The 21137-nt window shown below is 73.7% G+C and carries 25 protein-coding genes and 1 pseudogene; 15 read left to right on the top strand and 11 right to left on the bottom strand.

The window, feature by feature from the left end; genetic code table 11:
- The coding region (locus tag B1205_RS30525) for a sigma-70 factor domain-containing protein (RefSeq protein ID WP_303394857.1) at positions 1 to 278 on the bottom strand (278 nt) is incomplete at its 3' end.
- A gap of 223 nt (positions 279 to 501) precedes the next feature.
- On the opposite strand from B1205_RS30525, the gene B1205_RS00490 reads away from it, so the two are divergent.
- Positions 502 to 1290, top strand: coding sequence for a sporulation protein (locus B1205_RS00490; RefSeq protein WP_089153930.1), 789 nt, complete (start codon positions 502 to 504; stop codon positions 1288 to 1290).
- Here B1205_RS00490 and dtd read toward each other — a convergent pair.
- Positions 1287 to 1709 (bottom strand): D-aminoacyl-tRNA deacylase, encoded by a 423-nt coding sequence (dtd, locus tag B1205_RS00495; protein WP_089153803.1) that lies wholly within the window; start codon positions 1707 to 1709, stop codon positions 1287 to 1289. The genes B1205_RS00490 and dtd overlap by 4 nt on opposite strands.
- A pseudogene (locus tag B1205_RS00500) lies at positions 1709 to 3138 on the bottom strand (DUF7782 domain-containing protein). The gene dtd and the pseudogene B1205_RS00500 overlap by 1 nt, the downstream one beginning before the upstream one ends.
- 181 nt (positions 3139 to 3319) lie before the next feature.
- On the opposite strand from B1205_RS00500, the gene B1205_RS00505 reads away from it, so the two are divergent.
- The 3 genes from B1205_RS00505 to B1205_RS00515 all read left to right on the top strand — a co-directional run bounded on the left by B1205_RS00505 (position 3320) and on the right by B1205_RS00515 (position 6435).
- Complete coding sequence (locus B1205_RS00505) at positions 3320 to 4540, top strand: S8 family peptidase (RefSeq protein WP_089153804.1); 1221 nt, start codon at positions 3320 to 3322, stop codon at positions 4538 to 4540.
- 81 nt (positions 4541 to 4621) lie between these two features.
- On the top strand, positions 4622 to 5197 hold the full coding sequence (locus tag B1205_RS00510; protein WP_089153805.1) for an HhH-GPD-type base excision DNA repair protein: 576 nt from the start codon (positions 4622 to 4624) through the stop codon (positions 5195 to 5197).
- A 2-nt stretch (positions 5198 to 5199) separates the two neighbouring features.
- The gene (locus tag B1205_RS00515; protein WP_089153806.1) at positions 5200 to 6435 is read left to right on the top strand and encodes a low temperature requirement protein A; all 1236 of its coding nucleotides are present in this window, start codon (positions 5200 to 5202) and stop codon (positions 6433 to 6435) included.
- Between the two features lie 10 nt (positions 6436 to 6445).
- Here the strand turns inward: B1205_RS00515 and B1205_RS00520 are convergent, their stop codons facing one another.
- Positions 6446 to 6757, bottom strand: coding sequence for a hypothetical protein (locus B1205_RS00520; RefSeq protein WP_089153807.1), 312 nt, complete (start codon positions 6755 to 6757; stop codon positions 6446 to 6448).
- Entirely contained in the window at positions 6747 to 7058 is a 312-nt protein-coding gene (locus B1205_RS00525) for a hypothetical protein (RefSeq protein WP_089153808.1), read from the bottom strand. Before B1205_RS00525 ends, B1205_RS00520 begins: the two co-directional genes overlap by 11 nt.
- A gap of 99 nt (positions 7059 to 7157) precedes the next feature.
- On the opposite strand from B1205_RS00525, the gene B1205_RS00530 reads away from it, so the two are divergent.
- On the top strand, positions 7158 to 7514 hold the full coding sequence (locus tag B1205_RS00530) for a DUF3099 domain-containing protein (RefSeq protein WP_089153809.1): 357 nt from the start codon (positions 7158 to 7160) through the stop codon (positions 7512 to 7514).
- A 108-nt stretch (positions 7515 to 7622) separates the two neighbouring features.
- Here B1205_RS00530 and B1205_RS00535 read toward each other — a convergent pair whose 3' ends face one another.
- Positions 7623 to 8519 carry a carbohydrate kinase family protein gene (locus tag B1205_RS00535; RefSeq protein ID WP_089153810.1) on the bottom strand — a complete coding sequence of 299 codons (897 nt, stop codon included), beginning with the start codon at positions 8517 to 8519 and terminating at the stop codon, positions 7623 to 7625.
- Positions 8516 to 9451, bottom strand: a complete 936-nt coding sequence (locus B1205_RS00540) for a pseudouridine-5'-phosphate glycosidase (RefSeq protein WP_089153811.1) — start codon at positions 9449 to 9451, stop codon at positions 8516 to 8518. The genes B1205_RS00535 and B1205_RS00540 overlap by 4 nt, the downstream gene beginning before the upstream one ends.
- Before the next feature lie 88 nt (positions 9452 to 9539).
- Here B1205_RS00540 and B1205_RS00545 point away from each other — a divergent pair, with 88 nt between their 5' ends.
- The 3 genes from B1205_RS00545 to B1205_RS00555 all read left to right on the top strand — a co-directional run bounded on the left by B1205_RS00545 (position 9540) and on the right by B1205_RS00555 (position 12365).
- Positions 9540 to 9758 (top strand): DUF3039 domain-containing protein, encoded by a 219-nt coding sequence (locus B1205_RS00545; protein WP_089153812.1) that lies wholly within the window; start codon positions 9540 to 9542, stop codon positions 9756 to 9758.
- Positions 9759 to 9798: 40 nt separating this feature from the next.
- Positions 9799 to 10449, top strand: coding sequence for a trimeric intracellular cation channel family protein (locus B1205_RS00550; RefSeq protein ID WP_089153813.1), 651 nt, complete (start codon positions 9799 to 9801; stop codon positions 10447 to 10449).
- A 182-nt stretch (positions 10450 to 10631) separates the two neighbouring features.
- On the top strand, positions 10632 to 12365 hold the full coding sequence (locus B1205_RS00555; RefSeq protein WP_089153814.1) for a DEAD/DEAH box helicase: 1734 nt from the start codon (positions 10632 to 10634) through the stop codon (positions 12363 to 12365).
- Positions 12366 to 12510: 145 nt separating this feature from the next.
- Here B1205_RS00555 and B1205_RS00560 read toward each other — a convergent pair whose 3' ends face one another.
- On the bottom strand, positions 12511 to 12744 hold the full coding sequence (locus tag B1205_RS00560) for a DUF7455 domain-containing protein (RefSeq protein ID WP_089153815.1): 234 nt from the start codon (positions 12742 to 12744) through the stop codon (positions 12511 to 12513).
- A gap of 190 nt (positions 12745 to 12934) precedes the next feature.
- Positions 12935 to 14434, bottom strand: coding sequence for an RNA polymerase sigma factor (locus B1205_RS00565; RefSeq protein WP_089153816.1), 1500 nt, complete (start codon positions 14432 to 14434; stop codon positions 12935 to 12937).
- A 284-nt stretch (positions 14435 to 14718) separates the two neighbouring features.
- Between B1205_RS00565 and B1205_RS00570 the strand changes: the two genes are divergently transcribed.
- Complete coding sequence (locus B1205_RS00570) at positions 14719 to 15540, top strand: inositol monophosphatase family protein (RefSeq protein WP_089153817.1); 822 nt, start codon at positions 14719 to 14721, stop codon at positions 15538 to 15540.
- A 95-nt stretch (positions 15541 to 15635) separates the two neighbouring features.
- On the opposite strand, the gene B1205_RS00575 is transcribed toward B1205_RS00570, so the two are convergent.
- Positions 15636 to 16151: a LytR C-terminal domain-containing protein gene (locus tag B1205_RS00575; RefSeq protein ID WP_176308377.1), complete on the bottom strand. Its 516-nt coding sequence runs from the start codon at positions 16149 to 16151 to the stop codon at positions 15636 to 15638.
- Positions 16152 to 16588: 437 nt separating this feature from the next.
- On the opposite strand from B1205_RS00575, the gene B1205_RS00580 reads away from it, so the two are divergent.
- Together B1205_RS00580 and B1205_RS00585 are read left to right on the top strand one after the other, a co-directional pair.
- Complete coding sequence (locus tag B1205_RS00580; RefSeq protein ID WP_013284790.1) at positions 16589 to 16885, top strand: DUF4193 domain-containing protein; 297 nt, start codon at positions 16589 to 16591, stop codon at positions 16883 to 16885.
- Between the two features lie 380 nt (positions 16886 to 17265).
- Positions 17266 to 18030 carry a hypothetical protein gene (locus tag B1205_RS00585; RefSeq protein ID WP_089153931.1) on the top strand — a complete coding sequence of 255 codons (765 nt, stop codon included), beginning with the start codon at positions 17266 to 17268 and terminating at the stop codon, positions 18028 to 18030.
- A gap of 150 nt (positions 18031 to 18180) precedes the next feature.
- Here the strand turns inward: B1205_RS00585 and B1205_RS00590 are convergent, their stop codons facing one another.
- Positions 18181 to 18660, bottom strand: a complete 480-nt coding sequence (locus B1205_RS00590) for a DUF3093 domain-containing protein (RefSeq protein ID WP_089153819.1) — start codon at positions 18658 to 18660, stop codon at positions 18181 to 18183.
- An 85-nt stretch (positions 18661 to 18745) separates the two neighbouring features.
- Here B1205_RS00590 and dut point away from each other — a divergent pair, with 85 nt between their 5' ends.
- The 4 genes from dut to B1205_RS00610 all read left to right on the top strand — a co-directional run bounded on the left by dut (position 18746) and on the right by B1205_RS00610 (position 21125).
- Entirely contained in the window at positions 18746 to 19243 is a 498-nt protein-coding gene (gene dut, locus B1205_RS00595; protein WP_176308378.1) for a dUTP diphosphatase, read from the top strand.
- 25 nt (positions 19244 to 19268) lie between these two features.
- Positions 19269 to 19901, top strand: a complete 633-nt coding sequence (locus tag B1205_RS00600; protein WP_089153821.1) for a DUF3710 domain-containing protein — start codon at positions 19269 to 19271, stop codon at positions 19899 to 19901.
- 163 nt (positions 19902 to 20064) lie between these two features.
- On the top strand, positions 20065 to 20445 hold the full coding sequence (locus B1205_RS00605) for an OB-fold nucleic acid binding domain-containing protein (RefSeq protein WP_089153822.1): 381 nt from the start codon (positions 20065 to 20067) through the stop codon (positions 20443 to 20445).
- On the top strand, positions 20442 to 21125 hold the full coding sequence (locus B1205_RS00610) for a DUF3159 domain-containing protein (protein ID WP_089153823.1): 684 nt from the start codon (positions 20442 to 20444) through the stop codon (positions 21123 to 21125). Before B1205_RS00605 ends, B1205_RS00610 begins: the two co-directional genes overlap by 4 nt.
- Positions 21126 to 21137 lie beyond the last annotated feature (12 nt).

A 21137-nucleotide genomic window follows, 5' to 3' on the forward strand; every position in this document is an offset into this window, starting at 1 on the left:
TGGTCCTTGGCGGCGCGGCCCTCGGCCACGATCAGCGCCAGGTCGGCCCGCAGTTCGGCGGAGACGGGGGTGCAGGCGCCGAGCTTCTCCTCGGCGAAGAGGCCGGCCTCGATCCGCTTGCTCAGCTCGACCTCCTGCGCCGCGGTGAGCAGCTTGGTGCGGCCGATGCCGTTCAGGTACGCCCGGACCAGGTCGGTGGAGACGCCGCGCTCGTCGGTGGCGTCCAGGTCGGTGAGGGTGACGTCCATGTCCTGGTGCTCGATCATCTGCTGCGTCATCTCTGTTCTCCCCGTGTCCCCTACGTGCCCGTACCGGCTCGCGCCCCCCGGCGCGGTGGTTGCCGATGACAACCAGCTTGGCGGTCGGGGCGTGAGACGGGAGTGAGGCGATCGGGGACCCGACAGGAATCCGAGCGGAACTCCGGCAGTGTTTGCCCGGTCCGGTTACCGTGCCAGCGACCGGCCGACGGGGCCGGCACGGAACCGGCGATCGGAGTATGTGGTGGTCTTCAAGCGGCTCATGCAGGCGATGGGAGTGGGCGGACCGTCGGTGGAGACGGTGCTGGCCAACCCGAACTGCCGCCCCGGTGGCCAGCTGGAGGGCCGGATCCAGGTGGTCGGCGGCGACCACCCGGTGGACGTGAGCTGGGTCTCGCTGGGCCTGCTGACCCGGGTCGAGGTGGAGAGCGGTGACTCGGAGTACAACACCAACCAGGAGTTCGCCCGGGCCCAGGTCACCGGCGCGTTCCGGCTGGATCCGGGGCAGCGCTACGACGTGCCGTTCCGGTTCGCGGTGCCCTGGGAGACGCCGCTCACCGACCTGTACGGCCAGCACCTGCACGGCATGACCATGGGGCTGCGTACCGAGCTGGAGGTGGCCCGCGCGGTGGACTCCGGCGACCTGGACGCGGTCGCGGTGCATCCGCTGCCGGCCCAGGAACGCCTGCTGGAGGCGTTGCTGCGGCTGGGCTTCCGCTTCGCCCGGGCCGACGTCGAGCGTGGGCACATCTATGGCGTACGCCAGCAGTTGCCCTTCTACCAGGAGATCGAGTTCTACCCGGCGCCCCAGTACGCGGGCGCGATGAACCAGCTCGAGGTCACCTTCGTCACCGATCCGCACCAGATGCAGGTGGTGCTGGAGCTGGACAAGCGTGGTGGTCTGTTCACCGAGGGCCGGGACGCGTTCGGCCGGTTCACGGTGGAGCACGCCACCGCGGACCGCACCGACTGGGCGGCCCAGCTCGACGGTTGGCTGCGCCAGTCGCTGTCCCGCCGCGGCCTGTTCTTCTAGAGCTCCAGCATCAGGGTGCGGGGGCCGACGTTGACGCTCTCCACCCGCATGTGGGTGCGGAAGCGCCCGGTCTGGACCTTCGCTCCGCGGGCGCGCAGCTCCGCCACCACGGCCTCGACCAGGGGCTCGGCGACGTCCGCCGGGGCGGCGGCGGTCCAGCTCGGCCGCCGCCCCTTGCGGGCGTCCCCGTAGAGCGTGAACTGGCTGACCACCAGCAGCGGCGCCCCGGTGTCGGCGGCGCTGCGGTCGTCGTCGAGGATGCGCAGCTCGTGCAGCTTGCGGGCCATGGTGGCGGCCACCTGCGCGGTGTCGGTGTGGGTGACGCCGAGCAGCACCAGCAGCCCGTCGCCGATCTCACCGACCACCGTGCCGTCGACGGTGACGGCGGCCCGGTCGACGGTCTGCACCAGCGCCCGCATCAGTCGGTCACCGGCTCGATCAGGCCACGCTCGACCAGGTGCGCCACGATCGGGCCGGCCGCCTCGGCCAGCTCGTCCGGTGCCACGTCATGCGCGGCGGCGAGCAGGGCGAGCTGGTCGCGCAGCGGCAGCCGGCCGTCCGCGCCGCCGACCAGGGCGAGCACCAGCGGGTCGATCTCCTCGGACCAGCGCAACCCGCGCGGCATGGCCAGGACCTGCCGGTCGACCGCCCAGCCGTCGTCGCCCATGGTGGCCTCCTGGCGCAGTTGCAGCCCGTCGGCGGCCCGGTAGCGGGCGGCGAGCAGGCCGTCGTCGTCCCGGGCGCGCAGCCAGTCCTGCCGGTCGAACCACTCGCCGATCCGGTCGCCGAGCGGCTGCTCCACCCGCTGGCGCAGGTCCTCGACCCGGACGACCGGCTGGTCGTGGCCGGCGCGGCGCAGCGAGACGATGCCGAAGCCGACCGCCTCGACCTTGTGCGCGTCGAACCAGTCCAGCCACGCCTCCATCCGGCGCGGGTCGGCGCTCTCCCCGACGTCGGTCAGCCACAGGTTGACGTACGCCATCGGGTCGGCCACCTCGCGCTGGATCACCCAGGCGTCCAGCCCGGTGCCGGCGAACCAGCCGGTGACCCGTTCGGCCCAGTCCTCGCCGGTGACGTGCACCCAGTTCGCCAGGTACTGCATGGTGCCGCCGTCGGTGAGCAGGTGCGGCGCGGCGGCGGCCAGCTCCGCGCCGATCGCGTCGCCGACCCGTCCCGAGTCGCGGTAGACGTGCGTGGTGGTGCCGGGGCCGACGACGAACGGCGGGTTGCTGACCACCAGGTCGAAGCGGCGCCCGGCGACCGGCGCGACCATGTCGCCGCGCAGCAGCTCCCAGTCCTGCCCGTTGAGGGCGGCGGTGGTGGCGGCGAAGCGCAGCGCCCGCTCGGAGACGTCGGTGGCGGTGACCCGACGGGCGTGGGTGCCCAGGTGCAGCGCCTGCACGCCGGAGCCGGTGCCGAGGTCCAGCGCGGTGTCCACGGTCGGCCGCACGGCCGCGCCGATCAGCGTCTGGGTGGCCCCGCCGATGCCCAGTACGTGTTCGGCGTGCAGCGGGCGGCCGGGCCGGGCGCTGGCCGGCACGTCGGCGAGCACCCACCAGTCGTCGCCGTACGGCTCCAGGTCCACCCCGGCGCGCAGGCCGTCGTCGTGCCGCTCGACGATCCCCCCGGCCAGCNCTGGTCGCAGATGAATACCCGGATCAGCGTGGCCAGCCGGTCCCGGTCCTCGGTGGCGCGCAGCGCGGCCCGGTAGTCGTTGCGGGCGACCCCACCGGTGGCCGACGAGCCGAGCCGTTCGGCGATCCCGTTGGCGGTGAAGCGGGCCAGCGTCAGCGCGGTGCGCAGCGCGTCGACCCCGGTGGGGGAGAGCAGCATGTCGTGACGGTTCACATGGTCATCCTGCCTGGCCCGCCCCCCGTTGCGGCACGCACCCGCCGGTTCCGGTCGTCAACGGTATTACCCAGCAGCTATCTCTTTCATGAACATCGATCTATGGCTAGCATTCCCCCAACACCCGTCGATGGGCGGCCCGCCGGCCACGAAACCGGCCCGCCCGGTAGGGAGCCAGACGATGCCCGACGTGTCCGTTTCCCGGCGTCGCGCGCTGCGTGCGCTCGCCGTCACGGCCGCCGCCGCGGCCCTCACCGCCGCCGCCTCCACCCCCGCCCTCGCCGCGCCGACCGGCCAGATCCGGTACGACGGCGCCGCCGACGCCATCAGCGGCAGCTACCTGGTCGTGCTCAAGGGCGACGCGGTCGGCACCGCGAACAGCCGCACCGCCCGTACCGCCGTGCCGGAGCGCGCCGCCGGCCTGGCCAAGCGCTACGGCGGCAGCGTCGGCACGGTGTGGAGCGCCGCCCTCACCGGCTACAGCGCCAAGATGAGCGTCGGGCAGGCGCGCCGGCTGGCCGCCGACTCCTCCGTCGCGTACGTCGAGCAGGACCGCCGGGTGACCGCCCAGGGCACCCAGACCGGCGCCACCTGGGGGCTGGACCGGATCGACCAGCGCAACCTGCCGCTCAACAGCACCTACACCTACCCGAACACCGCCACCAACGTGCGGGCCTACATCATCGACACCGGCATCCGGACCACGCACAGCCAGTTCGGCGGCCGGGCCACCTGGGGCACCAACACGGTGGACAGCAACAACACCGACTGCAACGGCCACGGTACGCACGTCGCCGGCACGGTCGGCGGCAGCACGTACGGCGTGGCCAAGGGCGTACGCCTGATCGCGGTCAAGGTGCTCAACTGCTCCGGCAGCGGCAGCACCACCGGCGTGGTCAACGGCGTCAACTGGGTCACCTCGAACGCGGTGAAGCCGGCCGTGGCCAACATGAGCCTCGGCGGCGGCGTCAGCACCGCGCTGGACAACGCGGTGGCCAACTCGATCAGCTCCGGCATCACGTACGCGCTGGCGGCCGGCAACTCCAACGCCAACGCCTGCAACTCCTCGCCGGCCCGGGTCGCCTCGGCGATCACGGTGGGCGCCACCACCAGCACCGACGCCCGTTCGTCGTTCTCGAACTACGGCTCCTGCGTGGACATCTTCGCGCCGGGCACGTCGATCACGTCGTCGTGGAACAGCAGCGACAGCGCGACCAACACGATCAGCGGCACCTCGATGGCCTCCCCGCACGTGGCGGGCGCGGCGGCGCTGGTGCTGGGGGCGAACCCGTCGTACACCCCGGCGCAGGTGGCCAGCTACCTGACCAGCAACGCCACCACCGGCAAGGTGACCAGCCCGGGCTCGGGCTCGCCGAACCGGCTGCTCTTCGTGGTGAACTGACGCTCACCTGAGCCGCGCGGCCCGGTGGACCCGGTGGGGTCCCCCGGGCNCGACCGGCGGCCGGGGCGGCAGGATGGGGGCATGACGCTCTCCCTGCCCATCGACCCGCAGGCCAACGAGCTGCTGGCGCGCAGTCCGCTGGCGCTGCTCCTCGGCATGGTGCTGGACCAGCAGGTGCCGATGGAGAAGGCGTTCTCCTCCCCGTACGTGCTGGCGCAGCGGCTCGGCCACGAGCCGGACGCCGGGGAGTTGGCCGGGTACGACCCCGACGCGCTGGTGGCGCTGTTCGCCCGGCCGCCGGCCCTGCACCGCTTCCCCAAGGCGATGGCGGCCCGCACGCAGGAGGTCTGCCGGGCGCTGGTGGAGCGCTACGACGGGGACCCGGCCCGGCTCTGGGCGGACGTGACCGACGGCCGGGATCTGCTGCGCCGGGTCGGTGAGCTGCCCGGCTTCGGGCGGCAGAAGGCGCAGATCTTCGTGGCGCTGCTCGGCAAGCGGTTCGGGGTCACCCCGACGGGTTGGCGTGAGGCGGCCGGCGACTACGGCGACGCGGAGGCGTACCGGTCGGTGGCCGACGTGACCGGCCCGGAGTCGCTGCGGCGGGTCCGCGAGTTCAAGCAGCGGATGAAGGCGGAGGCGAAGGCCGCGAAGGGCTGACCGTGAGCGAGCAACGGGGCGGGGCGCTGCTGCGCACGGCGGACAGCTCGGAGCGGGCGACCTTCCTGGAGCTCTTCTTCGACCTGGTCTTCGTGTTCGCGCTGACCCGGGTGTCGCAGCGGCTGATCACCGACACCGCCGGCTCCGGCGTGGCGGCGATGGCGGCTGGGGTCGGGCGTACGCTGCTGCTCTTCCTGGTCCTCTGGCACGTATGGACGATCACCACCTGGGTGACCAGCCGGTACGAGCCGAATCGGGTCGTCATCCAGGTGCTCGTGATGGGCACCACGTTCGGCGGCCTGGTGCTGGGGGTGACGCTGCCCCGGGCGCTGGAGGAGCGGGCGCTTCCGTTCGCGCTCGCGTACGTGGTGGTGATGGTCGGCCGGCCGCTGGTGATCGCGGCGGCGCTGCGCGGCCACCCACGGCGGATGGTCCCGCTGCGGCTGGCCGCCTGGGCCGGCATCAGTGCGCCGCTCTGGGGGGCCGGCGTGCTGATGCCCGGGGCGCGCCTGCCGCTGTGGGTGGCGGCGCTGGCGGTGGACTACCTTGGCGCGTACCGGGGCTGGCCGCTGCCCCGGCTCGGCAGCTCCCGCATCCGAAGCTGGCTGGTCGCCGGGGAACACCTGGCCGAACGCTACCAGCAGATCTTCCTCATCGCGCTCGGCGAGTCGGTCCTGGTGATCGGGGTGGTCTACAGCGGCGAGCGGTTCTCCCGGCAGAGCGCCGCCGCCTTCATGCTCGGGTTCCTGGTCACCGCCCTGCTCTGGCGGATCTACTTCTACCGGGCCGGGTTTCTGCTCGCCGAGGCGCTGCGCCGGGCCGGCTCCCCGGGCCTGCTGGCCGAGTCGGCCGCGCGGACGCACCTGTTCATGGTGCTCGGGGTGCTCGCCGCCGCGGTCGGCTACGAGCTGGTCATCGCCCACCCGTTCGACCCGGCCGAGCCGCGCTGGCTGGTCTTCGTGGTGGGCGGCCCGGCGCTCTTCCTGGCCGCCCGGTCCCGCTTCGAGTACGAGATCTTCGGCCGGGTGTCCCGCTCCCGGCTGGCCGGGCTGCTGGCCCTGGTGCTGCTCGCACCCGTGCTGACGACCGGCTCGGCGCTGCTGGCGCTGGGCGCGGTGGCGGGCGTGCTGGCCCTGGTCGCGCTCGCCGACGCCTGGCGCGCCCGTGGACAGCCGCCGGAATCCTCCGCCTCGCCGGTCGGGCGGGAGGCCTTCGGCGAGGCCGGTCCTGAGGCGTGAAGGGGGATGCTCAGGCGGCGGTCGGGCGGGAGAGCGAGGCCAGGGCGCGGCGCACGTCGGCCAGCGAGACCGTGGCCGAGTCGTCCAGGTCGGCCAGGCCGGCCTCGATCCACTGCCGCATCAGCGTGGTCACCCCGATGCCGCGCGCCTCGGCCGCGGCCCGGACCCGGTCGTACGTCTCCAGCGGCAGGCGCACCGACCGGCTCACCATCGGCACGTCGGTGTCGGGGGTGGGCAGCTCGGCCGGCGACGTCTCGTCGATCAGGTCGGCGAACGCGTCGCCGCCGGTGTGGAACCGCTTGGTCGCCTCGTCACGGTGCATCGTGACCGCCTCCTCGTCGGCGTGACCTCCGCACCGCCTCGTCGTAGCGCTTGGCCTCGACGTCGGTCAGCTCGCGGGCGGAGAGGATGTCCCAGTCGTTGTCGGTGCCGTCGGCCTCGGCCAGCAGCACGGCGAGGCGCCGGCCCCGGTGGTCGGTCGCGTAGACCACCATGACGTCGTCCCCGAGGTGCCGGATGACCCGACGGTTGCTGTGCAGGGCCTCCCAGACTTCCCCCGGCGTGACGTCGTAGACCCGCAGGTTGGCCAGCGCCTCGTCGGTGAAGCTGAACCGGTTGGCCACGAGGGCGAGCGTACCACGCGCGTAACACGTCCACGGATTGTCGCCGATCGGCCCTGCGGAGTGACAGGATGGGGCGTATCCCCTCGTAGGAGGTCCGTGGTGAAGCATCAGGCGTACCAGCCGATCCTGATCACCGACGCCTCGCGCAGCCAGGACGACCAGCTCACCAGCCGGCAGAAGCGCTACGTGCTGATGATGGGCATCCGCGTCGCCTGTCTGGTGGCGGGCGCGATCCTGGTCGGCGTGAAGGCCCCGCTGCTCTGGCTGTGGTTGCCGCTGTGCGTGCTCGGCATGGTGCTCATCCCCTGGCTCGCGGTGCTCCTGGCCAACGACCGCCCGCCCAAGGAGGAGCACCGGCTGGCCGCCCGCTTCCAGCCCCGCAGCCGCGACGAGACGCCGCCGATGGCGCTGTCCGCCGAGGAGCGTCCGCACAAGGTCATCGACGCCGAACCCTGACCGGCCCGGGATCACTCTGCGTGACACCGGGCCGGAGGGGTCGCCGACAGACCTTGCTCCGAGCCCGACACGCCGCATCCGGCCATGGGGCCACCCGCCCGCCGCCGTTCAGGCCCCCGGGCGGGCGCCGACCGTGGTCACGGCCAGCGCACCGAGGTCGCCGGCCCGGGCCAGCGCCGCGCGGGGATCGGCCCCGGCCAGCCAGGCGGTGAGCAGGCCGGCCGCGAACGCGTCCCCCGCGCCGGTGACGTCCACCACCGCCACCCCGGGCGCCGGCGCGGTCTCCACCCGGCCGCCGCGCTCCACCCAGACCGCGCCGGCCGCGCCGCGCTTCACCACCACCCGGTGCGCCACCGAGGTCAACGCCCGCGCCTGCGCCGCCGGGTCCAGGCCACCGGCCAGCACCGTCGCCTCGTCCGTGTTGACCAGCAGCAGGTCGACATCGCGTACCCAGGTCAGGAACGACCCGCCGACGCGCCGCAACGGCGCCGCGGAGGCCGCGTCGACGCTGATGGTCAGCCCGCGCTCGCGGGCGACGGCCAACGCGCGCAGGCCCGCGCCGCGCGACCCGACGTCCAACAGGGTGTACGCGGACAGGTGCAGGTGCCCGACGTCGGGCGCTGCGGCGACGGCGGCGTCGACGTGCCGGGCGGTCAGCCGCAGGTTCGCGCCGCGCTGGCTCACCATGGTGCGCTCCCCGGCGTGAGTGAGCACGATCACCGTGCCGGTCGGGTAGCCCTCGTGCCGCTCCACCGCGCAGTCCACGCCGATCCGGGTCAGCTCGGCGACCCGGTCCCGGCCGGTCTCGTCGTCGCCCACAGCGGCCACCAGCGTCACAGCCGCGCCCTGGCCGGCCAGCCAGGCCGCGGTGTTGGCCGCCTGCCCGCCGCCGCTGAACCGGATCCCGGCCGCGGTGTCCGAGCCGGTCGCGAGCGGGCCGGCCAGCACCGCGACCACGTCCGTGATGACGTCGCCGACCACGACGATGCGGGGGACGGCGCTCACGCTGAGCCGCTGATGCGGCGGGACGCCGCGGCGACCGCGATCCGGGCCGCCAGGTCGGCGTTGCGCAGGATGATCCGGACGTTCACCGCCAGGCTGGCCCCCTCGGTGGCGGCGTGGAAGTGGGCCAGCAGGAACGGGGTCACCGCCTTGCCGGTGATGCCCTCGCGGGCCAGCGCGGCCAACCCCTCGGCGAGGGTGCGGTCGTGCAGGGCCGGATCGAGCTGCTCGTCGACCGGCAGCGGATTGGCCACGATCAGCCCGCCTCGGTGCACGCCCTGCGCCGCCCGGGCGGCCAGCACGTCGGCCACCCGCTCCGGCGAGTCCACCGACCAGTCGAGGTCGAAGCCGGTGTCGGTGAGATAGAAGCCTGGGAAGCGGCGGGTGCGGTAACCCACCACACCCACCCCGAGCGTCTCCAGCCGCTCCAGGGTCGCGCCCACGTCCAGGATCGACTTCACCCCGGCGCACACCACCGCGATCGGGGTACGGGCCAGCGTGACCAGGTCGGCCGACTCGTCGAACGTCTGCGCCGCCTCCCGGTGCACCCCGCCGAGCCCGCCGGTGGCGAACACGTCGATCCCGGCCGCCGCCGCCACCGCGCTGGTGGCCGCGACCGTGGTGGCGCCGTCCGCGCCGGTGGCCGCCGCCGGCGCCAGGTCGCGCACCGAGAGCTTGCTCACGCCGTCGACCGTGGCGAGCCGGGTGAGTTGGGCGTCGTCCAGACCCACCCGCAGCTCGCCGGCGACCATGCCGATGGTGGCCGGCGTCGCGCCCGCGTCCCGGACCGCCTGTTCGATCTGCCGGGCCACGCGCAGGTTATCCGGGCGGGGCAGCCCGTGCGAGACGATGGTGCTCTCCAGCGCCACGACCGGGCGTCCGTCACGGAGAGCATCGGCCACCTCACCACCGAGGCTGATGCGAAAGTTGGTCACTTCCGCTACGGTACGGGCCGCCTGCCGGCCGGCCTGCGGTGGACCCTTCCCGGCCGGCCTGCGAGACTGGAAGGCCGGAGGTGGGGACGTGAGCACTGAGATTCTCGAACGCCCGGAACAGAAGGACGCCGACACCGGCCCCGAGATGTTCCACTACGTGCGCAAGGACAAGATCGCCGAGAGCGCGGTCATGGGCACGTACGTCATCGCCTTGTGCGGCGAGACGTTCCCGGTGACGAAGGCCGCTAAGCCCGGGTCGCCGGTCTGCCCGAAGTGCAAGGAGATCTACGACTCCTGGGGCGAGTGACCACGGGCGGCTCCGCCGCCCGTCCACGTACCCTGCGGCGGTGACCACCTCCACCGCCCTGCTCCTCGCCGACCTCACCGGCGTGGCGGTCTTCGCCGCCTCCGGGGCCTCCGCGGCGGTGGCGAAGCGGCTCGACCTGTTCGGGGTGGTCTTCGTCGGCGTGGTCGCCGCCCTCGGCGGCGGCATCTTCCGCGACCTGGTCATCGACGAGGCGCCCCCACTCGCGTTCGCCGACTGGCGGTACGCGGTCACCGCGGCGCTCGTCGCCGCCGCCGTGTTCCGGCTGCACCCCCAGCTCGCCCGGCTACGCACCACCGTGCTGGTGCTCGACGCGGCCGGGCTGGCGCTGTTCACCGTCACCGGCACGCTCAAGGCCCTCGACGCGCTCGTGCCAGCCGTCGGCGCCTGCATGATCGGGGTGCTCACCGCGATCGGCGGTGGCCTCGGCCGGGACCTGCTCACCGGCGAGATCCCGGTGGTGCTGCGGCGAGAGATCTACGCCGTGGCCGCGCTCGCCGGTTCGATCATGGTGGCGCTGCTGTCGGCGTACGGGCAGGCCACCGCGTTGCCGCTGACCGCTGCCGCGGTCGTCGTCTTCGGGCTGCGCCTGATCTCCCTGCGCCGTCGCTGGTCGGCCCCGGTCGCGACGTTTCGCCCGCCGCGCACCGGCGCCCCCGGATCGCGGCCGTAGCGCCGTCGCATCCCCCGGGCTGCTGGAGGTGACAAGCGTGGCGTCGGGTGGGGGGTGACGGCCCCGCTGGTTATGCTGGGTCGGCCTTCGCGGCACGGATGCGCGAGGGCGTTTTCATGGGCGGCGGCACCCGTGGCCCTCGGTCGGGGTGCGCCCCTGTCCGTCGCCGAGAGGAGCTGCCCGTGCCACCGCGGTTGCCGGTGCTCGACACGTTCCCGCCCCTGCGTGCCTGGCAGCGCAAGGCGATGGTGGAATACCTGCGTCGCCGGGCCGAGGACTTCACCGCGGTCGCCACCCCCGGCGCCGGCAAGACCACGTTCGCCCTCCGGATCGCCGCCGAGCTGCTCGCCGACGGCACCGTCGAGGCGGTCACCGTGGTCGCGCCGACCGAGCACCTGAAGACCCAGTGGGCGCAGGCCGCGGCCCGGGTCGGCATCCAGCTCGACGCCGCGTTCCGCAACGCCGACCTGCACTCGGCCGCCGACTTCCACGGCGCGGTGGTCACGTACGCGCAGGTCGGCATGGCGCCGCAGGTGCACCGGCGGCGCACCATGACCCGGCGGACGCTGGTGATCCTGGACGAGATCCATCACGCCGGCGACGCCCGTACCTGGGGTGACGGCGTCAAGGCGGCGTTCGAGCCCGCGGTACGCCGGCTGATGCTCACCGGTACGCCGTTCCGCTCCGACGACAACCCGATCCCGTTCATCAGCTACGAGCGGGGCGGGGACGGGCTGCTGCGCTCGCGTGCCGACTCCGTCTACGGCTACTCCGACGCGCTGCGCGACGGCGTGGTCCGGCCGGTGCTGTTCCTGGCCTACTCGGGGGAGACCCGGTGGCGCACCAACGCCGGCGACGAGCTGGCCGCCCGCCTCGGCGAGCCGATGACCCAGGACCTGATCGCCCAGGCGTGGCGGACCGCGCTGGACCCGGCCGGCGACTGGATGCCGCAGGTGCTGCGCGCCGCGGACGCCCGGTTGAGCGTGCTGCGGGCCAACGGCATGCCCGACGCGGGTGGCCTGGTCATCGCCAGCGACCAGCAGGTGGCCCGCGCGTACGCCAAGCTGCTGGAGCAGGTGACCGGCGAGAAGGCCGCCGTGGTGCTCTCCGACGACCAGGGCGCGTCCGCGCGGATCGCGACGTTCGCGGCGTCCGAGCAGCGTTGGCTGGTCGCGGTGCGGATGGTGTCCGAGGGCGTCGACATCCCCCGGCTGGCCGTCGGGGTGTACGCGACCAGCGCCAGCACCCCGCTCTACTTCGCGCAGGCGATCGGCCGGTTCGTCCGGGCCCGCCGCCCCGGCGAGACCGCGTCGGTGTTCCTGCCCAGCGTGCCGCACCTGCTCGGGCTGGCCAGCGAGATGGAGGTCGAGCGGGACCACATGCTCGGCAAGCCCAAGGACCGCGACGGCTTCGAGGACGACCTGCTGGAGCGTGCCCAACGGGACGACGGGGCCAGCGGCGAGCTGGAAAAGCGGTTCGCCGCGCTCTCCGCGACCGCCGAACTGGACCAGGTGATCTTCGACGGCGCGTCGTTCGGCACCGCCGCCCAGGCCGGCACGCCGGAGGAGGAGGAATACCTCGGCCTGCCCGGTCTGCTCACCGCCGACCAGGTCTCGCTGCTGCTGACCAAGCGGCAGGCCGAGCAGCTCGCCGCGCAGAAGCGTCGGGCGGCCCTGCGGACCGCTGAGCCGGCCGCTGCCGCCCCCGCGGCGGCGCCCCCTCCGATGAGCGCGGCGCAGCGTCGGGTGGCCCTGCGGCGGCAACTGAACGCCCTGGTGGCCGCGCGGCACCACCGCACCGGCCAGCCGCACGGCAAGATCCACGCCGAGTTGCGCCGGATCTGCGGCGGCCCGCCCAGCGCCCAGGCGACGATCGAGCAGCTCGAGGAGCGCATCGCCACCGTGCAGACCCTGTAAGGAAGGGCCCCTTCTTAACGCATTTGGTATAGGCGGGGCCCCCTCTTAACACCCTGGCCCCGGCCCCGGGACGCGAAAACCGACCGGAGACACCCCGTCTGGGTGCCTCCGGTCGGTTATGTCGCGTACGGGTTGTTGTCGGACCTCAGTTCGCCATCAGATCGGCGCCACGCCAGCTGAACTCCGGGTCCGACGCGTACCGCACGGTGATCTTCACGAGATCCTCCGCGTACTTGTTCGCGTGGTGCCCACAGAACACCAGCTCGCTCCCACCCGAAAGGGTGATCCGGAGCTTGCCGGCAGCATTGCAGCGGTCGCACCGTTCATCGGCGGCCGGGGGGCTCACCGTCTCGGGCGGCGGCGTGAGGGTCGGGGTCATCGCCTTCCTCCTCTGGTCGTCACCGATGAACACTCTCTTCGGTTGCTCACCTATCGTGCAACACCCATCTCGGGCCCTGCCTTCCCTGTGTGCCCGCGGGGGACCGAGGTCACACCTGGCGTGGAAGACAGTGTGCCGTGCACCAAGGGTGCCACGTCAACGATCACAAACAGGNGGTTGACGTGTGCGGTCAGTCCAGGTAGTCGCGGAGCACCTGGGAACGCGAGGGGTGCCGCAACTTGGACATGGTCTTGGATTCGATCTGTCGGATGCGCTCCCGGGTCACGCCGTACACCTGGCCGATCTCGTCCAGGGTGCGCGGTTGGCCGTCGGTGAGCCCGAAACGTAGGCGTACCACGCCCGCCTCGCGCTCGGACAACGTCTGCAGGACCTGCTGGAGCTGGTCCTGCAGCAGTGAGAACGACACCGCGTCGACCGCGACGACGGCCTCGGAGTCCTCGATGAAGTCGCCGAGCTGGCTGTCGCCCTCGTCGCCGATGGTCTGGTCGAGCGAGATGGGCTCCCGGGCGTACTGCTGGATCTCCAGCACCTTCTCCGGTGTGATGTCCATCTCCTTGGCCAGCTCCTCCGGGGTGGGCTCGCGGCCCAGGTCCTGGAGCAGCTCCCGCTGGATCCGGCCGAGCTTGTTGATCACCTCGACCATGTGCACCGGGATGCGGATGGTGCGGGCCTGGTCGGCCATGGCTCGGGTGATGGCCTGGCGGATCCACCAGGTGGCGTACGTGGAGAACTTGTAGCCCTNCAGCGAGACCACCAGTCGGAGGTTCGCCTCCAGCAGGTGGTTCTTGGCCCGCTCACCGTCCCGGGAGATCCACATCAGGTCGCGCTGCAGGTCGCGGACCAGCTTCTCCTCGCCCTCGTCGGCGGCGCGCAGCCGCTCGGCGGCGTAGAGGCCGGCCTCGATCCGCTTGGCGAGCTCGACCTCCTGCTCGGCGTTGAGCAGCGGCACCTTGCCGATCTGCTTGAGGTAGGCCCGGACCGAGTCGGCGGAGGCGGTCAGCTCGGCGTCTCGACGCGCCTGCTTGAGCGCCTCGGACTCCTCGTCGTCCCACTCGAAGTCGTTGTCGGTGGCGGAGCTGGCGGCGTCCGCCTCCGCGGCCTGGGCCAGCTCGGCCGGCTCCTCGACCACGACGTCCTCGATCTCGGCAGCCAGCGCCTCCGGATCGACCTCGCCCTCGGCGTCGGCCTTGCCCGGCTTCGCCGCGGCCGTCTTGGCGGCCACGGTGGCCTTGGTGGCCCGGGTCGTCTTGGTGGCCTTCGCCGGGGCGGCGGCCTTGGCGGCCACGTCGGCGGTGGTGCCGGCAGCCTTGCGCGCCGTCGCCTTCCGCGGGGCCGGGGCCGGGGACTCCTCGGCGGCGGGCGCCTGCTTCGGGGCGGGCGCGGCGGCCTTCTTGGTGGTCTTGGCGGTGGTGGCCCGGGAGGCCGGGGTGGCGGACCGGGCCGCGGCGACCCGGCGACGGGTGCTCGCGGAGCCGTCCACGACCACCGTCACGCCCGCCTCGGAGAGCGCACGGAGGATCTTCTTGGCCTGGGCCGGGGTCACCTCAGCGGACTCGACGGTGCGCGCGAGCTGGGCCGACGTGAGCTGGCCGCCAGCGCTCTGCGCGTGGGCGATCAGGGTGTCGGTGAGCGAGCGAACGTCGGCGCCGGTCTGGCGGGGTTCTGTCACGAATGACCTTCCGGAGGCGAAGAGCGAGCACGGCCGGGTCGTCCGGCGGAGCACGAACGGCCGTGCCGGGCGAGTCGTTGAGGGCCCCCGTGTCCCGGGCCGTCCGGTCGCTGGCGGTCCGTGGCGCGTGGGCAGGGTGAATTGTAACGCCGTCTGCCGCGATCATCCTGCGCCGCACGGCGTACCCGTGGTGTGGACCGCCGATTGGGCGCAGATGTGGACTTTGTAAGGATGATACCCGCGCGCGAACCGGGCGGTCCCGATCGCGCGGGAAGGGGACGAACATGATCACCTCGGCGCCCACGCCGCGGGAACTGCTCACCATCGCCGTCGAGGTGGCCCGGGACGCCGCCGCCACCGCACACCGCATGCGCGCCGAGGGGGTGTCGGTGGCGGCGACCAAGAGCACGGTGACCGACGTGGTCACCGCCGCCGACCGGGCGGTGGAACGGCAGGTGCTGGCCGCGCTGCGGGACCGGCGGCCCGGCGACGCGGTGCTGGGGGAGGAGTACGGCGCGGGGGAGACCGGGCCGGTCGCCGCGGACGGGGTGCGCTGGATCGTCGATCCCATCGACGGCACCGTCAACTACCTCTACGGGCTGCCCTACTGCGCCGTCTCGCTCGCCGCCGAGGTGGCCGGCGAGGTCGTCGCCGGGGTGGTGCGCAACGTGGCCACCGGCGAGGAGTGGACCGCCACCGCGGGCGGCGGGGCCTGGCGGGACGGGCAGCGACTGCGCTGCTCCGCCGGCATCGACCTGGGGCAGGCGCTGGTCGCCACCGGCTTCGGCTACGACGCCGGCCGCCGGACGCACCAGGCCCGGGTGGTCGCCGAGCTGATCGCGCATGTGCGCGACATCCGCCGGATGGGCGCCGCCGCGCTCGACCTCTGCCTGGCCGCCGAGGGGCGGGTGGACGCCTACTACGAGAAGGGGTTGGCCGCCTGGGACCTGGCCGCGGGCGGGCTGGTCGCCCGGGAGGCCGGGCTGCTGGTGACCGGGCTGTCCGGTCGGCCCGCCGGCCCCGACCTGGTGCTCGCCGCGCCGCCGGCATTGCACGGGCCGCTGCACGCGCGGCTCGTCGACCTGGACGCCGACGGGGGCCCCTGACCCACCCGGCCCCCGGGGGGTACGCGACAGGGCGGCCTCCCGACCGGGGAGACCGCCCTGCTGTCGTCACCGGGCCGGGTGGACCGGCCCGCCGGTCACTTCTCGATCGGCATCGGACAGGTCTCGGCCGGGGCCTCGGGCGGGCCCAGGTCGCCGAGCGACTGGTTCACCTCGGTGGTGGTGGCCAACTGCTGGAACCCGTTGCCGAGGACCACGTCGACGGTGTCGTCCTTGCGGTTCGGGTCGAAGTTGCGGACGGCGTTGTTGAGGAAATAGGCCCGCAGCAGGTGCGCCGAGCCCACGCCCTTGGGGCCGAAGCGGAGCACCGCCACGCCGTCGAACGCCTTCTTCTCGTTGCCCACCTTCTTGACCTGGAACTTGCGGTTGCGGAAGTCGTCCGCGACGCTGCCGGCCCGGCCGGGCTCGTCGGTGGCGTTGTAGACGTTGATCCGCACGTCCTTCTGCTCGCGCAGCCGCAGGTCGACCAGCGGCCAGCCGTCCGGGCAACTGGCGGCCGTGCCGGCGTTGCTCTGGCTGTCGCGAAGAACGGCGACGATCACGAAGACCAGGGCGGTGACCGCCAGCAGTCCGACGACAACGAGTGCCCGCACTCGCGCAAAACTCATCCTGGGCGCTCCCCCGGACAGTGGTTGGGTGGCGGCGGCCGCCGCGGTGGGGCCACGTCTGTCGGCCGTCCAGTACGCCGCTGAGGTTAACCCTTGTCCGGCTCTCGCGTGGAAACAGTCCGACATGCCGGCGCGCCACTGGGGGAACGGGTAGGACTACCCCTATCTTCGTGTCGCCTGAGTCACATTGGGAACAACTTCGGCCGCAGGGGCGTACATCTCTCCCGCGAGGGCGGTATACATGCCTCGCCCGATGGGGGGGTAAGGTTCCGCGCTCGCCGGGGGTTCCCTCCGGCGAACCCGGCCTGACCGGTCGTCGGGTCGGGTGCCCGACAGAGACGGTGGCCGGTCAGGGGAACCGAAACGGCGTCGTCCGGCGTTACAACCGGCAGCGACCATATCGATATTGGAGAGTGAAACCGATGGCCACCGACTACGACGCCCCGCGTCGCGACGAGGTCGACCTCGGCGAGGACAGCCTGGAAGAGCTCAAGGCCCGGCGGGTCGACTCACAGTCGGGCGCCGTGGACGTCGACGAGGCCGAGGTGGCCGAGAGCTTCGAGCTGCCCGGCGCCGACCTGGCCGACGAGGAGCTCACGGTCAAGGTCCTCCCGATGCAGCAGGACGAGTTCCGGTGCGCCCGCTGCTTCCTGGTCCACCACCGCAGCCAGTTGGCGGTCGAGCGCAACGGCGACCTGATCTGCCGCGAGTGCGTCTGATCCCGACCGGGGACACCGGCGGCGGCCTCCTCGACGGGGCCGCCGCTGTTCGAGCCACCGTGCGCCGGTGGCCGGAAGCTGCTTGACTCGTAGCGGTGGCGTGCCGCGCCGCCGTGGAGCAGGAGGGCGGACGGGTGAGCGAGCGCAGCGAGCGGACCGGCGAGGCCGATTCGACTCCGGCCCGAGCGGCGGGAGCGACGCCGACCGGCCCGTCGTCCGGTGACGGTCCGGCGACCCGCCGGGCCGGTGGGGACGCGTCGGCCGACGCCGCCCGTGCGGACGTCGACCCGTCCGGCGACGGTCCGAGGTCCCGCCCGGTCGGCGGGGACTCGCCGCCCGACGCCGCCCGTACGGACGCCGGCCCGTCCGGCCGGGACTCGGTGGAGTCGACCGCCGGCTCCGACCGGGACGCCGAGTTGGGGGCCACGGTCGCCGCCCTGACCGCCGACGACATCGCGCCGGCCCGCCGCCGGCAACTGCTGGTGCGGCTGGTCGGGCAGGCCCGCGCCCGCGGCCTCACCGACCTGTTCAAGCCCCGGGCGGCGCTGCGCTGGATGACCGACACCGTCGCCGAGGTCGCGCCGCATGTGCCGATCCGGGATCTGGCCACGCTCCGGCAGCATTTCCCCGGGCTGGACGACGACGCGCTCGCCGACCGGCTGGTCCGCAACGCCTCCCGGGCCACCGCCGGGATCGGCGCGGCCGGTGGCGGGGTCGCCGCGGTCGAGTGGGCGGTCACGCCCACCCTGCTCTCCGCCCCGGTGCTGCTGGCCGCCGAGACGGTGGCGGTGGTGGCGGTCGAGCTGAAGCTGATCGGCGAGCTGCACGAACTGCACCGGATGCCGCTGCCCGGCGGCGGCACCGCCCGCGCCGTCGCGCTGGTGCAGTCCTGGGCCGGCCAGCGGGGGATCAACCCGATGATGCCCGGCGTCGGGGTGAGCGCGGTGCTGGGCACCGCCGCCCGCCGGGAGTTGCGGGACAGCCTGCTGCGCCGGTTCGGCCGTAACCTGACCACGCTCGGGCCGTTCCTGACCGGGGCCGCCGTGGCCGGCTACCTGAACCGGCGGGCCACCCGCGCGCTCGGCGAGCAACTCCGCAAGGATCTCCGGCACACCGCCCGCCGCCTACCCGGCAAGTCGACCTGACGGCCCCCGGCCCAGGCCCGGTGCCGAACGGCCTGGCCGAGCGCCGGTTCGGGGAAGTGGCGTTATCTGGTCTGTGTTGAGGCAGCCGTTTCGGCGTAGTGGTGTTGATCACGAGCCACCTTCGGGCCGCGGACGTGCGGCAGTGGGCGGTCAGGTGGCGTCGCGGGCGGCCAGCAGGGCGGCTGCCAGCTCCACCGGGTGCCGGGTGCTCACCACCCAGAACGGGGTGGGGTCCGCCGGGTCGTCCAGCACCACCTGGACCGCGCCACCGATCCACGGGCGCTGCACCACGAAGGCGAGCGGGTCCGCGCCGACGCCGAGCACCTCGCGCCGGCCGGCCGCGTCCAGTGGCACCACGTCCGCGACGTACCGCACCGGGAGGTGGGCGTCGTCGACCCGCAGCTCGCCGTCGCCGACGCGGACCCGGATCCGGCCCAGCCACCACAGGGCGGCCGCGGCGGCGGGCACCAGCAGCAGGAACGGCAGCCAGGCCCGGAGGCCGGTGGCGCCCAGCCAGAGCTCGGCGGCGAGCAGCCCGGCCCCGGCCAGCCCGACCGGCCAGGCCCACCAGGGCAGCCCGAGGCGCTCCGCGTAGGGCGCGGGGATGGCCGGCGATGACGACTGACGCACTCTGCGAGGGTACGGCGCACGACCGGCCGGGCAACCGGCAGGATGGCAGGGGCACCCCGCTCGCACCGGACGGAAGAGGATGACCGTGACAGATGTCGTACCCGTGGCCGTGCGGCTGCTGGACCCGGAGCTGCCGCTGCCGGCGTACGCCCATCCCGGCGACGCCGGCGCGGACCTGGTGGCCGCCGCGGACGTGGAGTTGCCGCCGGGCGGCCGGGCCCTGGTGCCCACCGGCGTGGCGGTGGCGCTGCCGGAGGGTTACGTGGGCCTGGTCCACCCCCGATCGGGGCTGGCCGCCAGGCTCGGCGTGACGGTGCTCAACGCGCCCGGTACGGTCGACGCCGGCTACCGGGGTGAGATCCTGGTCAACCTGATCAATCATGATCGGGAGACGTCGGCCACGATCAGCCGGGGCGACCGGATCGCGCAGCTCGTGGTCCAGCGGGTCGCCCGGGCCGAGTTCCGGCCGGTGGTGGAGCTGCCCGCGTCCCGGCGCGGTGCCGGCGGGCACGGCTCCACCGGTGGACACGCCGGGCTGGTCCCGGTTCGGGCCGGCGGGCAGAGCGAAGAGGTGGCAGGGTGAGTGCGAACAGCGGAGGGTGGGCGCAGTGATCTTCTCCCGGAAGCGGGCCGACGAGGCGCGGCACGCGCGTGACAACGGGGTCCTCGACGCCGAGGAGACCCCGGCGGCGCCGGCCCGCGGCCCGTACGACGTCAGCGAGGCGCCCGACGCGCCCCGGCTCGACCTGGGCAGCCTCCAGATCCCGGCGGTGCCGGACGTGGAGGTGCGGGTGCAGGCCGACCCGCAGGGCGTGATCCAGCAGGTGGTGCTGGTGCACGGGCAGAACGCGCTGCAACTCGGTGTCTTCGCCGCGCCCCGTTCCGAGGGCATCTGGGACGAGGTGCGCGAGGAGATCCGCCAGTCGCTGTTCAACGACGGTGCCACGGCCCAGGAGGTCGAGGGGGAGCGCGGCACCGAGCTGCACGCCCGGGTGCGTACCCCCGACGGCCCGACCGAGCTGCGGTTCGTCGGCGTCGACGGTCCGCGCTGGATGGTGCGCGGCGTCTTCCAGGGCCAGGCGGCGAGCGACCCGGACGCCGCCGGCCCGCTCGCGGCCTGCCTCGACGGCCTGGTCGTCGACCGGGGCCAGGAGGCCAAGCCGGTGCGTGAGCCGCTGCCGCTGCGGCTGCCCCGCGAGGTCGCCGAGCAGCAGGCCGGCGAGGGGCAGCAGGAGGTCTGAGCCACCGCGTCGGGCCCGGTCCCGTCGGCCCGCACGCCGGCGGCGCCGGGCCCGTCGCGCGTGCGCCCCGGCGCAGGTCCCGTCGGCGGCCCCGATCGGCGTACGCTGGCGGGACGGTTCCGCCACCCGCGGGGCCCCGGGTGGAGAGGGTGACGCGGAGGTCATGACGACCGACCAGGGCCGGGTGTCGCTGCGGCGGCTCCTGCGACGGCTCACCGCGAGCGAGGCCGAGATCGAGGCGCAGGAGTTGCGCCGGGAGAGCGCCCAGTCCGGCGGCACGCCGACCCACCAGTGCAACCGGGGTCAGGTGGTGTCGGTGGCCGGGCGGCTGCGCACCGTGGTCTACACGCCCCGCACCAACCTGCCCACGCTGGAGGCGGACCTCTACGACGGCAACGACGTGGTCACCCTGGTGTGGCTGGGCCGGCGACACATCGCCGGGATCGAGCCGGGCCGGCACGTCACCGCCCGCGGCCGGGTGGCCGTGCGGGACGACCGCAAGGTGATCTACAACCCGTACTACGAGCTGGAGTCGCCGAAGTGACGACCGGACAACAGCACACCGAGCCGGAGCTCGGCCCGGAGGGCGAGGAACGGCTGCCCACCATCGCCGAGCAGATGGCCGACCAGCTCGGCGGCTGGCGCGGGCTGGTGGAGTCGAGCATCCCGGTGGTGGTCTTCGTGATCGCCAACGTGCTGGGCGAGCTGCGTCCGGCGGTGATCGCGGCCGTCGTGGTGGCGCTGCTGATCGCCGGGCTGCGGCTGGCTCAGCGCCGGCCGGTGCGGCACGCGATCAACGGGCTGTTCGGCATCGGTGTCGGCGCGCTGTTCGCCCTGCGCAGCGGCGACGCGCGCGACTTCTACCTGCCCGGCATCCTCTACGGCATCGGGTACGGCGTGGCGCTGCTGCTCTCGGCCGTGTTCCGGCAGCCGCTGGTCGGGTGGCTCTGGTCGGTGCTGGTCGCCAAGGGGCGCTCCGACTGGCGGCACGACCCCCGGCTGGTGCGCACCTTCACCCAGCTCACCGTGCTCTGGGGCGTGGTGTGGCTGGCCAAGGTCGGCGTGCAGGCCGGGCTCTACCTGGCCCACCAGGACACCGCGCTCGGCGTCGCCCGGCTCGCCCTGGGCTACCCGCCGTACGCGCTGCTGCTGCTGATCACCGTCTGGGTGGTGCGGCGGGTCACCCGGGAGGGCGCGCCCGCCTCCGCGCTGCCGGGGGCCTGAGCCCCGCCGGCC

The organism is Micromonospora sp. NBS 11-29, from assembly GCF_002140155.1.
Classification (GTDB): domain Bacteria; phylum Actinomycetota; class Actinomycetes; order Mycobacteriales; family Micromonosporaceae; genus Micromonospora.

Bases quoted from the DNA above. Each gene is read 5' to 3' on its own strand.
- B1205_RS00510 (WP_089153805.1), top strand. From the start codon at position 4,622: ATGACGCTCTCCCTGCCCATCGACCCGCAGGCCAACGAGCTGCTGGCG.
- B1205_RS00505 (WP_089153804.1), top strand. From the start codon at position 3,320: ATGCCCGACGTGTCCGTTTCCCGGCGTCGCGCGCTGCGTGCGCTCGCC.
- B1205_RS00560 (WP_089153815.1), bottom strand. From the start codon at position 12,744: ATGACCCCGACCCTCACGCCGCCGCCCGAGACGGTGAGCCCCCCGGCC.
- B1205_RS00520 (WP_089153807.1), bottom strand. From the start codon at position 6,757: ATGCACCGTGACGAGGCGACCAAGCGGTTCCACACCGGCGGCGACGCG.
- B1205_RS00605 (WP_089153822.1), top strand. From the start codon at position 20,065: ATGACGACCGACCAGGGCCGGGTGTCGCTGCGGCGGCTCCTGCGACGG.
- dtd (WP_089153803.1), bottom strand. From the start codon at position 1,709: ATGCGGGCGCTGGTGCAGACCGTCGACCGGGCCGCCGTCACCGTCGAC.
- B1205_RS00580 (WP_013284790.1), top strand. From the start codon at position 16,589: ATGGCCACCGACTACGACGCCCCGCGTCGCGACGAGGTCGACCTCGGC.
- B1205_RS00570 (WP_089153817.1), top strand. From the start codon at position 14,719: ATGATCACCTCGGCGCCCACGCCGCGGGAACTGCTCACCATCGCCGTC.